Origin of the sequence: Erythrobacter sp. HKB08, from assembly GCF_004114695.1 — a bacterium.
Classification (GTDB): Bacteria; Pseudomonadota; Alphaproteobacteria; order Sphingomonadales; family Sphingomonadaceae; genus Parerythrobacter_A.
In genome coordinates, this window is sequence record NZ_CP035310.1 from 1,356,756 (window position 1) to 1,371,484 (window position 14,729).

At 63.9% G+C, this 14,729-nt stretch carries 10 protein-coding genes; 5 read left to right on the plus strand and 5 right to left on the minus strand.

Annotation, left to right across the window (positions count from 1 at the left end):
• Positions 1 to 188 precede the first annotated feature (188 nt).
• From EO245_RS06455 to EO245_RS06465, 3 genes are all read left to right on the plus strand, one after another.
• A complete protein-coding gene (locus EO245_RS06455; protein WP_128892152.1) occupies positions 189 to 1,088 on the plus strand; it encodes a DMT family transporter in 900 nt (299 codons plus the stop codon).
• Between the two features lie 93 nt (positions 1,089 to 1,181).
• Entirely contained in the window at positions 1,182 to 3,005 is a 1,824-nt protein-coding gene (glmS, locus tag EO245_RS06460; RefSeq protein WP_128892153.1) for a glutamine--fructose-6-phosphate transaminase (isomerizing), read from the plus strand.
• An 88-nt stretch (positions 3,006 to 3,093) separates the two neighbouring features.
• Positions 3,094 to 5,445, plus strand: a complete 2,352-nt coding sequence (locus EO245_RS06465) for a bifunctional diguanylate cyclase/phosphodiesterase (RefSeq protein WP_234026983.1) — start codon at positions 3,094 to 3,096, stop codon at positions 5,443 to 5,445.
• 9 nt (positions 5,446 to 5,454) lie between these two features.
• Here EO245_RS06465 and purQ read toward each other — a convergent pair whose 3' ends face one another.
• On the minus strand, positions 5,455 to 6,132 hold the full coding sequence (gene purQ, locus EO245_RS06470; protein ID WP_128892154.1) for a phosphoribosylformylglycinamidine synthase subunit PurQ: 678 nt from the start codon (positions 6,130 to 6,132) through the stop codon (positions 5,455 to 5,457).
• On the minus strand, positions 6,129 to 6,365 hold the full coding sequence (purS, locus tag EO245_RS06475) for a phosphoribosylformylglycinamidine synthase subunit PurS (protein ID WP_128892155.1): 237 nt from the start codon (positions 6,363 to 6,365) through the stop codon (positions 6,129 to 6,131). Before purS ends, purQ begins: the two co-directional genes overlap by 4 nt.
• A 259-nt stretch (positions 6,366 to 6,624) precedes the next feature.
• On the opposite strand from purS, the gene EO245_RS06480 reads away from it, so the two are divergent.
• Positions 6,625 to 8,856 carry a TonB-dependent receptor gene (locus EO245_RS06480; RefSeq protein ID WP_128892156.1) on the plus strand — a complete coding sequence of 744 codons (2,232 nt, stop codon included), beginning with the start codon at positions 6,625 to 6,627 and terminating at the stop codon, positions 8,854 to 8,856.
• Positions 8,857 to 8,928: 72 nt separating this feature from the next.
• Here EO245_RS06480 and EO245_RS06485 read toward each other — a convergent pair whose 3' ends face one another.
• The 3 genes from EO245_RS06485 to purC form a co-directional block, all read right to left on the minus strand.
• Positions 8,929 to 11,802 (minus strand): pitrilysin family protein, encoded by a 2,874-nt coding sequence (locus EO245_RS06485; RefSeq protein WP_128892157.1) that lies wholly within the window; start codon positions 11,800 to 11,802, stop codon positions 8,929 to 8,931.
• A gap of 50 nt (positions 11,803 to 11,852) precedes the next feature.
• Positions 11,853 to 12,809, minus strand: coding sequence for a caspase family protein (locus tag EO245_RS06490; RefSeq protein ID WP_128892158.1), 957 nt, complete (start codon positions 12,807 to 12,809; stop codon positions 11,853 to 11,855).
• Between the two features lie 68 nt (positions 12,810 to 12,877).
• Entirely contained in the window at positions 12,878 to 13,678 is an 801-nt protein-coding gene (purC, locus tag EO245_RS06495; RefSeq protein ID WP_128892159.1) for a phosphoribosylaminoimidazolesuccinocarboxamide synthase, read from the minus strand.
• A 161-nt stretch (positions 13,679 to 13,839) separates the two neighbouring features.
• On the opposite strand from purC, the gene EO245_RS06500 reads away from it, so the two are divergent.
• On the plus strand, positions 13,840 to 14,721 hold the full coding sequence (locus tag EO245_RS06500; RefSeq protein WP_128892160.1) for a hypothetical protein: 882 nt from the start codon (positions 13,840 to 13,842) through the stop codon (positions 14,719 to 14,721).
• The last annotated feature ends 8 nt before the right edge of the window (positions 14,722 to 14,729 follow it).

Below are 14,729 nucleotides of genomic sequence, written 5' to 3' on the forward strand. Positions count from 1 at the left end.
CCCCCAAAAAAGTCCAAATTCCATGCAGTCAATCGGCGCACATGGCGAAGAGTGACTTGCTAGAAATGGTGAATAATCCGGAAACCTTATTTTTTTCCTAAAATCCCCGTGCCGGGCGGGAAGGCTTTCCAACTTCGCGCGAAGCGACTAGCGGCGCTGTCTCGAACAGGCGACGGGGCGAATTGGGCATGCAGGACAACGAGCGGCAGGGTGTGGCGCTAGCCCTTGCCGGTTTCGCGTGCCTCGCCTTCGGGGATGCCGTGATCAAGACCATGGCGGGCGAGTGGTCGCCTATCGCGGTTGCCGCGCTTCGCTTCACCATTGGGCTCAGCGGGCTCGCAACCATCCTTGCGCTGCGCGAAGGGAGGCGCGGGTTCGTGCCGCGCAATCCGTGGCTCCAGGCTGGGCGAGGCTTATGCCTTGCAGCAGCCACAACGTGCTTTTTCTCGGCGATCTTCGTCATGCCGCTGGCGGAGGCGACCTCGCTGATCTTCCTGTCGCCGATCATCGTCGCACTGCTGAGCGGGCCGCTGCTTGGCGAGAAGGTTCGGCGCGTGACATTCGCCGCTTCCGCCATCGCGTTCGTCGGAGTGCTGGTTGTCCTGCGCCCGAACCTTGCGGATGTCGGCATCGTAGCCTTGTTGCCGGTTGCCGCTGCCCTCTTCATCAGCCTGATGGTGATCGCCAATCGCGCCTCGGCAGGGCAGGGCAGTTCGCTTTCGATGCAGGTCTTCATTGCTGCCGGTGCGACCCCGATCCTGATCGTCGCTGCGATCGCCGGGCATTTCTCGGGTATCGAAGCCCTGCGCATCGGCGTGCCGGACTGGACGGTCGTCGCGCGCTGCGCTTTCGTAGCGGTGACGGCCAGCAGTGCGCACTGGCTGGTCTATCTCGGCACCACGCGGGCCGGGGCGGCGACCGTCGCGCCGATGACCTATGTCCAGCTGCTCGTCGCGGTCGGCCTCGGCTGGTGGTGGTTTGGCGATGCGCCCGATCTCGTTTCCCTGGCAGGTGCAGCGATCATCGTTTCGGCCGGCCTGTTGCTCTGGAGATCGGGCAGAGCGGTAAAGGCGCCAGTCAGCGATTGAAAGCTAGGGCGTAATCGCTACACGAAGCGCAAACGATTTTAGGCCATTGGCAGCGCGCGCCATATAACGGCCAACAGAGGGACAGCATCAGCTATGTGCGGAATTATCGGTATCGTCGGGACTGAACCGGTCGCGGATCGGCTCGTCGACGGGCTCAAGCGGATGGAATACCGCGGCTACGACAGCGCGGGCGTCTGCACGCTGCACGATGGCGATATGATCCGTCGCCGTGCCTCGGGCAAGCTGGGCATTCTGGTCGAGGAACTGGCCGACAATCCGGCACCCGGCGTCGTCGGCATCGCGCATACGCGCTGGGCGACCCACGGCGCACCGACCGCCGAGAACGCGCATCCCCATGCGACCGACAAGGTGGCGCTGGTTCACAACGGCATCATCGAGAACTTCAAGAGCCTGCGCGACGAACTGCTCGCCGACGGCCGCACGCTGGAGAGCGAGACCGACAGCGAAGTCGTCGCGCACCTTATCTCGCGCGAAGTGGAGAACGGCGCATCGCCGCAGGAAGCGGTCAAGACCGTATTGCCGCGCCTTCGCGGTGCCTTCGCACTGGCTATCGCCTTCCGAGACCACCCGGACATGCTGATCGGCGCGCGCCTCGGCTCGCCGCTGGTCGTGGGACACGGCGAGGGCGAGATGTATCTCGGCTCCGACGCACTCGCGCTCGCACCGCTGACGCAAAAGATCGCCTATCTCGAAGAAGGCGACTGGGTCGTGATCACTCGCGACACGGTCGATATTTTCGACAGCGAAAACAACGCTGTGACGCGCGAGGTCACGACTTCCGGCGCATCGGCGGCGGCAGTCGAGAAGGGCAATTACCGCCACTTCATGCAGAAAGAGATCTTCGAGCAGCCGACCGTCGTTGCGCAGACGCTTGCGAGCTACATTCGTCAAGCCGACGATACCGTGGCACTGCCGCAGATCGACTTCGACCTGTCCTCGATCAACCGCATCACCATCGTTGCCTGCGGCACATCCTATTACGCCGGCATGGTCGCGAAATACTGGTTCGAGCAATTCGCCCGCGTCCCCGTCGACATCGATGTCGCGAGCGAGTTCCGTTACCGCGAGCCGGTCCTGGAAGACGGCGGGCTCTCGCTCTTCATCTCGCAAAGCGGCGAGACGGCCGATACGCTTGCCGCGCTGCGCCACTGCAAGGAAGCGGGCCAGACCATCGGGGTCGTCGTCAACGTCCCGACTAGCTCCATGGCGCGCGAGGCCGACTTGCTCCTGCCGACGCATGCAGGCCCGGAAATCGGCGTCGCCTCGACCAAGGCCTTCACCTGCCAGCTCGCCGTGCTTGCCGCGCTCGCAGCGCATATGGCTGTGAAGAAGGGGCTGATGAGCCGCGACGAGGAGCACGAGGTGGTCCAGCACCTGCTCGAAGCGCCCGCGTGCCTTAATGCAGCGCTCGACCATGACGACGATATCGCCAGCATGGCGCACCTCATCGCACCGGCGCGTGACGTGCTTTATCTCGGCCGCGGCCCCGACTTCCCGCTCGCGCTCGAAGGTGCGCTGAAGCTCAAGGAAATCAGCTACATCCATGCCGAGGGCTATGCCTCGGGCGAGATGAAGCACGGCCCGATCGCATTGATCGACGAGTCCGTTCCGGTGATCGTGCTCGCACCTTCCGGCCCACTGTTCGAGAAGACCGTCTCCAACATGCAGGAAGTGCGTGCCCGCGGCGGACAGATCGTGCTGATCTCCGATGCGGAAGGTCTCGCCGAGGCTGGCGACGGGTGCATTGCGACGATCGAAATGCCCAAGGTCCACCCGCTGATTGCGCCGCTGGTTTATGCCGTCCCGGTGCAGCTGCTCGCCTACCACGTGGCATGCGTGAAGGGGACCGACGTCGACCAACCGCGCAACCTGGCGAAATCCGTTACCGTAGAGTGAGTTAGAAGGCCGAAATCGGAAATTTGCGGAGGCGGATTTTTCCGTCTCCTTTACGGCCTCATAACCTTTCTTGCTTACCCGCGTGTGGGTGAGCAAGAACCCCTCCGATTTGCCGTCGCTGCCGGGCAGCCTGCCTGCGCTCGCCGTGCTGGGCATCAAGAGCCCTGCAACGGGCGACTGGCAGCGCCTGCGCGGCCTGCAGTATGCGAGCATGCGACGACCGCGCCCCGTGAGGGTTCTCGGACAGGCCGTCGGTGCGGTGCTGATCGGATGGATCACCTTCGCGCTTGTCCATCCAGCCCTCATCGCCGCGTGGCTCGGATACATGGTCTTCGCGATCTGGCAGGTGCAGAAGACCGTCGGGGTCCTCTTCGATGCCGACATGCGCAAAATCCGCCGATGCGAAATCCGCAATCACACGCTCGCGACATTGGCGACGAGCGTCGGCTGGGCGCTGCCGCTGGTAGCGGTAGCGATAGTCGGCACTCCCAACGATTTCCTGTTGTGCTGGATCGTGCTCGCCACGCTGATAACCGGGTCCGCGATGTTCCAGGCTGCCTTGCCGCAGTCGACCGCGATCTTCGCCACGACGCTGACGATCGTCGGGGTCGCAGTGGCTCTCGTCACCGCCCAGTTCGTCATCGTGCCGGCAATCGTCCTTTTCTGGGGTCTCGTCATGGGCGGAACGATCGGGACGGCCCGCATGCACCTCAAGGGCCGCATTGCCGAGGCGGGGATGGCCGAGAAGAATGAGGTGGTCTCGCTGCTGCTGCGCGAATTCGAGGAGAACCAGGGCGACTGGCTGTGGCAGATCGATACGAACCGCCGCGTGCGCACTGTATCGCCGCGCTTCTCCTACGCCCTGGGCCGTCCTCCCGAAGAGGTGGAGGGGATGCCCTTCATGCAGCTTATCGCGGGCGATGCCTGGCAAACCGGCCAGTTCGCACCCAGCCTGCACGACCTTGCCGAGCGCCTGAAGCGCCGCGAGAATTTCTCCAACCTGATCGTCAAGGTTGCGATCAATGGCGAGAACCGCTGGTGGGAGCTTTCCGGAACGCCGATCCTCGACGAATCCGGCAACTACATGGGATTCCGCGGCGTCGGCTCGGACGTGACCGAGCAGCGGGAATCGAGCGAGAAGATCGCCTATCTCGCGCGCTACGATACGCTTACGGGCCTACCCAATCGCCTGATGCTCAACGAGGCGTTGCGCGATGCTCTCAAGTTCTCCGAGCAGTGGCGCACGCGCTGCGCTTTCCTGATGCTCGACCTCGACCGCTTCAAGGCGGTGAACGATTCCCTCGGCCACATGGTCGGCGACAAGCTGCTCGCCGAAGTCTCGACCCGGCTCAAGGAACTGACCGACGAGAACGCGATGTGCGGACGCCTGGGGGGCGACGAGTTCGCGGTAGTGATCCGCGATGCTTCGGAAAAGGGCTGTATCGAGCGGCTCGCCAAGAAGATCATCGCCCGCCTTTCGCAGCCTTACGACATCGACAATCACACGCTTTATGTCGGGGCCAGTGTCGGCAGCGCTATCGGCCCGCGCGACGGCAAGACCGTCGAAGAGCTAATGCGTAACGCCGACCTCGCGCTTTATCGCGGAAAGGACGAAGGCGGCGGCGAACACTTCGCTTACGAGCCTAGTTTCCACGCCCACGCAGAAGAGCGCCGCCAGCTCGAATTCTCGCTCCGCAGGGCGATCGAGCGCAAGGAACTGGTGCTCAATTTCCAGCCGGTCGTCAGCGCCACGACGGAAGAACTCGTCAGCTTCGAAGCCCTTGTGCGCTGGAATTCGAGCGACCACGGTTTCGTCAGTCCGGGCAAGTTCATTCCGTTGGCCGAAGATACCCGCCTGATCGTGCCGATCGGCACCTGGGTGCTGGAACAAGCCTGCCTCGAAGCGATGCGCTGGCCCTCGCATGTGCGCATCGCGGTCAACGTCTCGGGCGAGCAGCTGGTCGAGCCGGAATTCACCAATACGGTCGTTCGCGCGCTCTCGAAGAGCGGTCTGGAAGCCGCGCGGCTCGAGATCGAAGTTACCGAGAGTATCTTCCTGCGCGATGCGGATGTTGCACGCGCTGCGCTGGAACAGGTCATGGCGCTCGGCTGCACGGTCGCGCTCGACGACTTCGGAACGGGGTATTCCTCGCTCGGCTACCTGCGCAAACTGAGCTTCTCGACCATCAAGGTCGATCGCACCTTCGTACAGGGCGCGGCGCAGAACAGTGCGGAGAGCCTCGCGATCATCCGCGCGGTGGTAGCGATGGCGGACAGCCTCGGCATGACGACGACTGCGGAAGGCGCGGAAAGTCCGGAGCAGGTCGAGCTCATCCGCAAGCTCGGCTGCACCAAGATCCAGGGATACTACTTCGGCCGTCCTATGCCGTCCGAGGAAGTCATGGGAATGTTCCGCCACCAGTCGGCGGCATCTGCCTGATCCGGCGCGTCAAGCGTCGAGCAGGCTGCCGACCACGCTCTCGAACAGACGCCGGCCGTCGGTGCCGCCATGGGCCGGATCGACCGCGCGTTCGGGGTGGGGCATCATGCCCAGCACATTGCCGCGATCGTTCAGCACGCCCGCGATGTCGCGGCGCGAGCCGTTGCAGGTCTCGAGATAGCGGAATGCGACGCGGCCTTCGCCTTCGAGCCGGTCGAGCGTGTCCTCGTCGGCAAAGAAGTTGCCGTCATGATGCGCGACCGGAATGCGGATCGTCTCGCCCTGCTCGTAACCGCTCGTGAAGAGCGACTGGCTGTTCTCGACCCGCAGCGGAACCGTGCGGCAGATGAAGTTCTGGCTCGCATTGCGCATCAGTGCGCCGGGCAGCAGACCGCTTTCGGTCAGGACCTGGAAGCCATTGCATACGCCGAGGACCGGCACGCCGCGCTCTGCTGCTTCGACGACGGCGCGCATGATCGGGCTGCGCGCTGCCATCGCGCCGGAGCGCAGGTAGTCGCCATAGGAAAAGCCGCCGGGCAGCGCGATGAAGTCGAGGCGGTCAGGCAGGGCGCTTTCGCCGTGCCAGACACGGTGCGGCGCGGTGCCGGAGACCAGCTCCAGCGCGACCGCCATGTCCCGGTCGCAGTTCGATCCCGGAAAGGTGATGACGGCGGAGCGGAAGCTCATGCGGCGACCTTCTCGATGCGGTAGTTCTCGATCACCATGTTGGCGAGCAGCTTGCGGCACATCGCGTCGAGGTCTTCGTCGCTGACGTTGTCGTCGACATCGAGCTCGATCAGGCGACCGGCGCGCACATCGTTCACTCCGTTGAAGCCGAGCCCTTCGAGTGCGTGGTGGATCGCGCGTCCCTGCGGATCGAGCACACCGGACTTGAGCGAGACGTGTACCTGGACCTTCATGGGGGCGCTGCCTTCCTGCGACGTCAATTGGAATTCGGCTGGCAGCCTATAGCCGCTCGCGCCGGGAAGGCAATCGGCGGGGGTGACGCATATCCGCAACAATCGCTGCGGCACTTTTGTGACACCGAGGGGGAATCATTGCATTTTCGAGACAATTGGAGCCTTAGGCGCGCATCGCCACCGTTATCCGGCGGGGCCAGCAGGGATCATTGCCCGTCCGGATACAAAGTCGTTCACAAATCCCCCCAAGGACCCACCGATGTCCAACCCTCTCGAAACACTCCGCAATATCCGCTTCGGTGCCAGCCTCGGCGCCATCGCTCTCGCTTTCACCGGCGCTCCGGCAATCGCTCAGGATGCCGGCGAATCGCAGGCTGAAACGCCTTCGGGCGAGCTCGACGTGATCGTCGTCACCGCCAACCGCCGCGAGGAAAACCTGCAGGACGTTCCCGTCTCGGCAGCCACCCTCCAGCCCGACCGTATCCAGAACCTCTTCGCTGCCGGCGCCGACAACACCGCGCTCGCCGCGCAGGTTCCGGGCCTCTTCGTCGAGAGCTCCAACGGCCGTGCAGCGCCGCGCTTCTACATCCGCGGCCTCGGCAACACCGACTTCGACCTTGCCGCATCGCAGCCGGTTTCTGTCGTCTATGACGAAGTCGTCCTCGAGAACGTGACGCTCAAGGCGTTCCCGATCTTCGACGTCGACCGCATCGAAGTCCTGCGCGGTCCGCAGGGCACGCTGTTCGGTCGCAACACGCCCGCCGGTATCGTCAAGATCGACACCGTGAAGCCGGGTGACGCCTTCGAAGTCCAGGGTTCGGCTAGCGTCGGCAGCTTCGGTTCGGTTTCGATCGACGGCGGCGTGACCATTCCGCTGGTTTCCGATCTCGCTTCGCTGCGCCTTTCGGGCATGTGGGCCCAGCGCGACAACTGGGTCGACAACGGCTTCACCGGCGAAGAAGACGCGCTCGGCGCCTATTCCGACGTCGCCGGCCGCGCCCAGCTGCTGATCACCCCGAGCGAGCGCCTGTCGATCCTCGGCAGCTACTCGATCCGCGACCTGGACGGCACCTCGACGCTGTTCCGCGCCAACATCCTCGGCCCGGGCAACAACGACCTCAACGCCAACTACGACCGCGACACCGTGTTCTACGATGCAGGTGCGGACAACCAGGCGAAGTACAAGGCACAGATCGCAACCGGCAAGATCGACTACGACGCCGATGTCGCAACGATCACCTCGATCACCAGCTGGGCTTCGAGCGAAGGCTCAAGCCGCGGTGACATCGACGGCGGTTTCGGCGCCAGCTTCCTGCCGATCATGGGCCCGGGCTTCATCCCGTTCCCGTCCGACACGCAGGACTCGATCGAACTCGACCAGTTCACCCAGGAAATCCGCATCGCCAGCAACGGCGGCGGCGCTTTCCAGTGGCAGGTCGGCGGTTTCTATTTCGATAGCGACTTCGACGTCACCACCGTCGGCTTCGACTTCCCGCCGTCCGTCACCGTCAATCACACCAACGAGAGCTGGGCCGTCTTCGGCCAGGTGACCTCGCAGGTGACCGACACGATCAAGCTGACCGGCGGTCTCCGCTACACCGACGACCAGAAAGACTTCGTGGTCAAGGCCGGCGCTGCTCCGCAGCCGCGTTCGGTCAGCGACAACCGCGTAAGCTGGGATCTCGCTGCCTTCGCCGAAGTGAGCGACGATGCGAGCGTCTATGCCCGCGTCGCCAGCGGTTTCCGCGCCCCGACGATCCAGGGCCGCGACGTGGCCTTCTTCGCGCCGCCGTCGGTTGCGACGAGCGAGAAGATCATGAGCTACGAAGTCGGCTTCAAGTCGGAGCTGGCCGATCGTCGCATCCGCCTGAACGGTGCTGCCTACTTCTACAACATCGAGGACCCGCAGTTCTCGGCAGTTGGCGGTGCAGGCAACCTTGTCCAGCTGGTCAACGCAGCGGACGGTCGCGGCTGGGGCTTCGAGCTCGACTCGGCATTCCAGGTCACCCCGGAATTCCTCGTCACCCTCGGCGTCAGCTACAACAACACCGAAATCCGTGACGAGAACCTGGCTGTCGGCATCTGTGCGCAGTGCACCGTGACCGACACGATCGTGAACATTGCCGGCACCGACCGCGCGCTGGTGGACGGCAACCCGTTCCCGAACGCTCCGGAATGGACCGGCGACATCACCGCTCGTTACGGCCTGCCGGTCGGCAACAGCGGCGAGTTCTTCGTGTTCACCGACTGGACCTACCAGGGTCACACGAACTTCTTCCTCTACGAGAGCCTCGAGTTCTTCGCCGACAACCAGATCGAAGGCGGCCTGCGCGTCGGCTACGCTGGTAACGACGGCCAGTGGGAAGTTGCCGCATTCGCGCGCAACATCACCAACGAGGACAATGTGAAGGGCGGCATCGACTTCAACAACAACACCGCGTTCGTCAACGAACCGCGCGTGTTCGGCCTGTCGGTGCGCTACAGCTACTGATCCGGCGGCGCTTCGGCGCCACGCTGAAGACAGGGAAGGGCGGGCCGGTCGGTCCGCCCTTTCTTGTATGTACTACTCGGCTTCGGCTGGCTCTGCGTCTGCGGGTGTAGCCGGCACGATGCGGACTTCGAGCGCCCCGGCAGGATCGAGGAAGCGCTCGGCGGCCTGCATGATCGCCTCGGGCGTGATCCCGGCGATGACTTCGCGGGCTGCGAAGAAGCGCTGGACATCCTCGGGCCGCGACTGCGCACGATCGACGAACGAGAGCCAGCCGTTGTTGCTCTTCAGCGCATTGTCATAGCCTTCGAGCAGCGGTCGACGCGCACGTTCGAGCGTGTCCTCGTCGACAGGCTCGGACCGAAGCTTCTCGACGACAGAGAGCATCGCGTCGCGAGCTTCGTCGAGCTTGGCGACATCGAGCCCGGCGTAGAGGCTGAACACACCGTAGTCCGTATAGGTGCGCGACATGCTGTTGCTCGAACCCGGCGAATAGGCCTGGCCGAGGCGCTCGCGCAGTTCTTCCTGCAGGCCGAGGCGCGCAACGCGCTCCAGCATCTCCATGGTGAGGTAAAGCTCGAGATCGTCGCCATCGGTGGTCGGCCACAGCAAACGCAATTGCGACTGGTCGCTCGCGCCGATGTGGGTGATGACGCGCGGGCTGCGATCTGCGGTGAAACTGCGCTTGCGGGCTTCCTCGCGCTCGAGGAAGTCCGGCTCGCGCGCAGGCAGGGCTCCGAATGTCGTTGCAACGGCCTCTATTGCTTCGTCAGGATCGAAATCCCCCACGAAGGCGAGTTCGATTGCGCCGTTCTGCAGGCGATCTCCGATCGAATTTTGCAGGTCGGCATAGGTGAGTGCCCGCGCCTCGCTTTCAGGGCGCAGCGAGAAGCGTGGATCGCCGTCGGACAGGATCGAGCCGATCGTATTGGCATAGGCAGCGCCTGGCGTTGCATTGAGCGACTTGTAGAAATTCGCGACGCTGCGCCGATACTGGGACTCGCCTTCCGGGCGATACCCGGGATCGGTCAGCCCTGCGGCGAGAAGCTGCATTTGCAGGAGCAGGTCGCGGCGCGTCGTCGTGCCGCCCGAGGTAAAAGTTTCGCCGCCGCTTCCGAGCGAGAAGCCGACGCTGCGACCGGCAAGAACCGAAGCAAGCTCGTCGCGCGAATGCTCGCCGAGGCCGCCCGCCGCAATGAACCCGGTCAGCGCGGTGGCCGAGGGATTGTCCTTAGTGTTGAGCAGGTCGCCGCCGTCGAGGTTAAGTCGCCAGCGGATACGGTCCTGCGTCAGGTCGGTGGTCTTGAGATTCAGCCGGACGCCGTTCTCGAAGACAATGCGGCGGATGCCGAGTTCCTCGTCCACCGTGTCGGAGACTACCGTGCCCGGCTCGCCGAAATCGGTGTAGGCGAACTCGGCAGCGTCTTCGAAGACCGGCTTTTCGATCTTTGCTGCCATGGCGGTGGTCCATGCCTTCTGCAGCGCCTCGGCCCCGCCATCGGGAGCCTTGCGGCCGCGGAAGCGGATGAGCGGATCGACCAGCGCAGCGGCGTCCTCCTCCAGCGCAGCGAACACGGTTTCGGGCGTGATCGTGTCGACATAGGCCTCGAAACGTTCGAGCGAGGACTGCGGCGTCGAGGGAACGACATCGTCGTTGATGAGCGCCAGCGCGCTAGCCTCGTGCGAGGCATTGGTCCGCGTATCTGCCGCCGAAACGGCGTTTTCCAGACCGTTGCGGGTGCGCGCCACCTGCTCGGCCACTTCGGCTTCGGAAAAGCCGTAGGCCGTTGCCGTGCGCAGCGCCTTGATGCCCGCTTCCATGCCCTTGCGCCATCCGCCGTCGGGAGTGGCGATCACGAGATTGGTCGCGCGACCGGCCTCGAAGATATCGCTCGTCCCGAAGCCAGCGGAGCGGAAAGGGGCGTTGTCCTGCGAGGCGATGCGCGACAGGCGGCGGCTGATAATGCCGTAGCCGACTTGGCGCAGGATGTTCATCCGCCGATTCTCGGCCGTATCGGGGCGATCGACATAGGGCTGGAGCCGCGAAATCGTGACACGCTCCGACAAGGCGGGATCGATGTAGATATCGACCTCGCCCGTGCGTTCGAGGTCGATCGGACCGACCACGGGTTTCTGCGGCAGCGGCGCGGCTCGCCAGCTTTCGAAATGGGTGCGGATCGCCTGCTCGACGGTCTCGGGTGCGAAGTCACCGATGACGACCAGTGTCGTGTTGGCGGGGACGTACTCGCGCTCGTAGAATGCGCGGAACTGCTCTGCGGTGGCGTTCTCAAGCACTTCGGGCAGGCCGATGGGCAAGCGCTGCGTATGGAGCGCTCCCGGCGTCTGGAATTCGAGCCGGTCGACCAGTTCGCGGAAAGCGAAGCTATTGCGGTCGCGCCGCTCGGCGAGGATCACGCCGCGCTCGCGGTCGATGGCCTCCGGATCGAGCGTCAGCTCGCTCGCCGTCTCGCGCATGATCATCAGCGCGGTGTCGAGCAGGTCGGTATCGTTGCGCGGCAGGTCGAGCTTGTAGATCGTCTGTTCGAAGCCGGTGCTGGCATTGGTGTCCGCCCCGAAGGCAAGCCCCTCGCGCTCGAGCAGTTTCACCATTTCGCCTTCGGGAATGCGCTTCGAACCGTTGAAGGCCATGTGCTCGAGAAAATGGGCGAGCCCGCGCTCTTCCTCGCGTTCGGACAGCGAGCCGGAATCGATGATCAGCCGGACGATGCCCGTCCCCTCAGGCCTGTCGTTCTGCCGGATGACATAGCGCATGCCATTGTCGAGCTGGCCGAAAACATAGGCCGGATCGACCGGGATATCGCTTTCCTCGAAAGCCCAGACAGCGTCCGCGACCTCGGCAGCTTCACTGGCAGGCTCGGGTGCGGTTTCCTGCGCGTGGAGGGGCAGGGCGGTGGAGGCCAGAAGGGCCGCAAGGACAGGAAATTTCATAAGGCAAGGAGTGCCTTAGCCTGCCCGCGATGACAAGGGAGTGAACGGCGTCAGAGCTTCTTGATTTCGAGCTCGGCGAACTTGCGGAATATGCCGTTGGGGAAGATCTCGATATAGGTCTCGAAAGCTTCGCGCGTGCCGATCGACTTGGCGGCTTTCCAGCCTTCCTTGTCGAGCGCCTTGTCCACCGCAGCTTCGTCGATCCCTGCCGCTGCCGCCAGCGGAGCGGCGATCGAGCGAGCGGCCTTGGCGACGCTCTGTTGCTGTTCGCGCGTCAGGTAAAGCTTCTTGCCGCCGACCGATCCGGAAATGAACGGGCGCTGCTCCTTCCCGGTCATGTCGAGCACGTCGTCGCGCACCATCCCGCTCAGCATTTGGACAGGTTCGAGTTCGACGAGACGTTTCGCGAGCGACTGGGCGAAGGGCGAATTGTCGCCCGCGCCATCCAGCGCCTGTTGCCCCGGCGCCGCGGCGAAAATCACCAGCATGCTGTCACGCTCTACTGCGGCAAGACCTTGCGGCATCGAGCGGGTCGCCGCTTCCCAGTTGCGGGCGAAGGGATTGTCGCGGCAGGCGTCGATCAATGCGATGCGCAGTTTCGCGCCATGCAGCGCATCGAGCGCGAGTTCGAGTTCGATCGCCTCGTAGGCAAGGTCGGACGCGCTTGCGAGCTTCGCATTGGTCGGGACCAGCCAGTTCTCGCCCTTACCTTCGATGCCGTGCCCGGCGTAATAAATCAGCGCCGTGTCGGCTCCGCGCGACTTCTTTCCGAAGTCCCTCAAGGCCTTGCGAAAACTGTCGAAATCGACGTCGCTGACTTCGATCACCTCGTCGAAGCCGGCATCGCGAAGGGCTTGACCGACGAGTTTCGCATCTGACGGAGGGTTGGGCAGCCGCGTGGTCGCTTCGTATTGCGAATTGGCGACGACAAGCGCGACTTCGCGGGCCTGCACAGGCGCAATTGCCAGCGCAGCAAGCAGCAAAGCCGAGATCAGTCCGCGTGCCATCAAGTCTCCCCGCACGCACCATAGCGCGTGGCGAACCGGATTGGAACGGGGCCGCCGCAGCGGGCGGCTTACTTCTTCTTGGTATGCCCGCGAACGCGCCCGCGATGCGCGGAAAGGTCGAAAACCTCGCCCGGGCCGCTGTTCTCGCCATCGAGCAGGCCGAGGCGACGCGCGACTTCCTGATAGGCCTCTTCCTCGCCGCCGAGGTCGCGGCGGAAGCGGTCCTTGTCGAGCTTTTCGCCGGTCTTCATGTCCCACAGGCGGCAGCCGTCCGGGCTGATCTCGTCGGCGAGGATAATGCGGCTGTAGTCGCCGTCGAAGATGCGCCCGAATTCGAGCTTGAAGTCGACCAGGCGGATATCGATCGCGGCGAACATGCCGACGAGGAAATCGTTCACCCGGATCGCCATGCTGGCGATGTCCTGCATTTCTTCAGGACCGGCCCAGTTGAAGCAGGCGATATGCTCTTCGGCGATCAGCGGATCGCCCAGCGCGTCGTCCTTGTAGTAATATTCGATCAGCGTGTGCGGCAGCGGATCGCCTTCCTCGAGGCCGAGGCGCTTGCAGATCGAACCGGCGGCGACATTGCGCACGACGACTTCGATCGGGATGATTTCGACCTGCCGCACCAGCTGCTCGCGCATGTTGAGGCGGCGGATGAAATGCGTCGGGATGCCGATGTGCGAGAGGCGGGTGAACACGAACTCGCTGATGCGGTTGTTGATCACGCCCTTGCCGTTGATCGTGCCGCGCTTTTCCGCGTTGAACGCGGTCGCATCGTCCTTGAAATACTGGATGATGGTGCCCGGCTCGGGACCTTCGTAAAGGATCTTGGCCTTGCCTTCGTAGATCTGGCGGCGACGCGACATGTGCGGCTTCCTAGCTTCGAGGCTTGCAGCCCCGCAAAAATACGGAGCCCCGGCAGCGCAAAGCGTCCGCTTCACAAGGCCGGGGCTTGGGGGAGCGCCATACAGCGATTGCAGGCGCGAAGCAATTGCCAGCCCGCGACGCGGCGATTAGCGCATGTCCCATGACCCATTACCGCTATCGCCATTCAGGATGCCTGGTCGGTTCGCAGATCGAACTGCCCGAATGGGAGGCGTTCGCGGTCGAAGGGAAATCGGAACCGGCAGAGGTATCGATCGAGCTCGGCACGGTCGAAACTGCCGAACTCGAACGGGCCGATGCGGACCATGTGGCGTTCGAGGTCCAAGGCACCGGCCGCTGGGCGATATCGGCGGGTAATCGCATCCTGATCGATGCCGAAAAAGCAGCGCAGCCGGAGGAGTCGCGACTGTTCACTCTCGGAAGCGCGTGGGGTGCGCTCGGCTACCAGCGCGGCTGGGCAATGTGGCATGCGAGCGGCGTTGCCATCGGCGGGAAGGCTGCGCTGTTCTGCGGCGACAGTGCGCAGGGCAAGTCGACCATGGCAGGCGCACTCGTTTCCCGCAGCCATCGACTGGTGGCTGACGACCTGTCACGCGTTTCGATCGAGGATGCCGCGATCTTCCCCTCCGCCTCCCGGTTGAAGCTGTGGGACGTCGCTTTGGAGCAATTCGGCTGGTCGTCCGGCGACCTGCAGCGCGACCACTTCCTCGACGCACGGTTCCACAAGCCGGTTGCCGACGCGATGCCGCCGGATAGCCCGATCGGGATCGGCGCGATCTTCGTGTTGCAATGGGGCGATGCCGTGAATCTCGAACGGCTGCGCGGTAGCGAAGCGGTGACGGAGCTTTCTGCCGCGACGATCTATCGCCGCGAATTCCTCGAACCGATGGGCCGACTCACAGAGCACGTCGTCGGCTGCACGAAGCTTGCTGGCCGGGTCCCGGTCTATCGCCTCACGCGGCCACTCGACTTTGCGCACATTGACTCGGTCTGCGAGGCCATCGAAGAGGTCATGCAGAAATAGACAAGAAG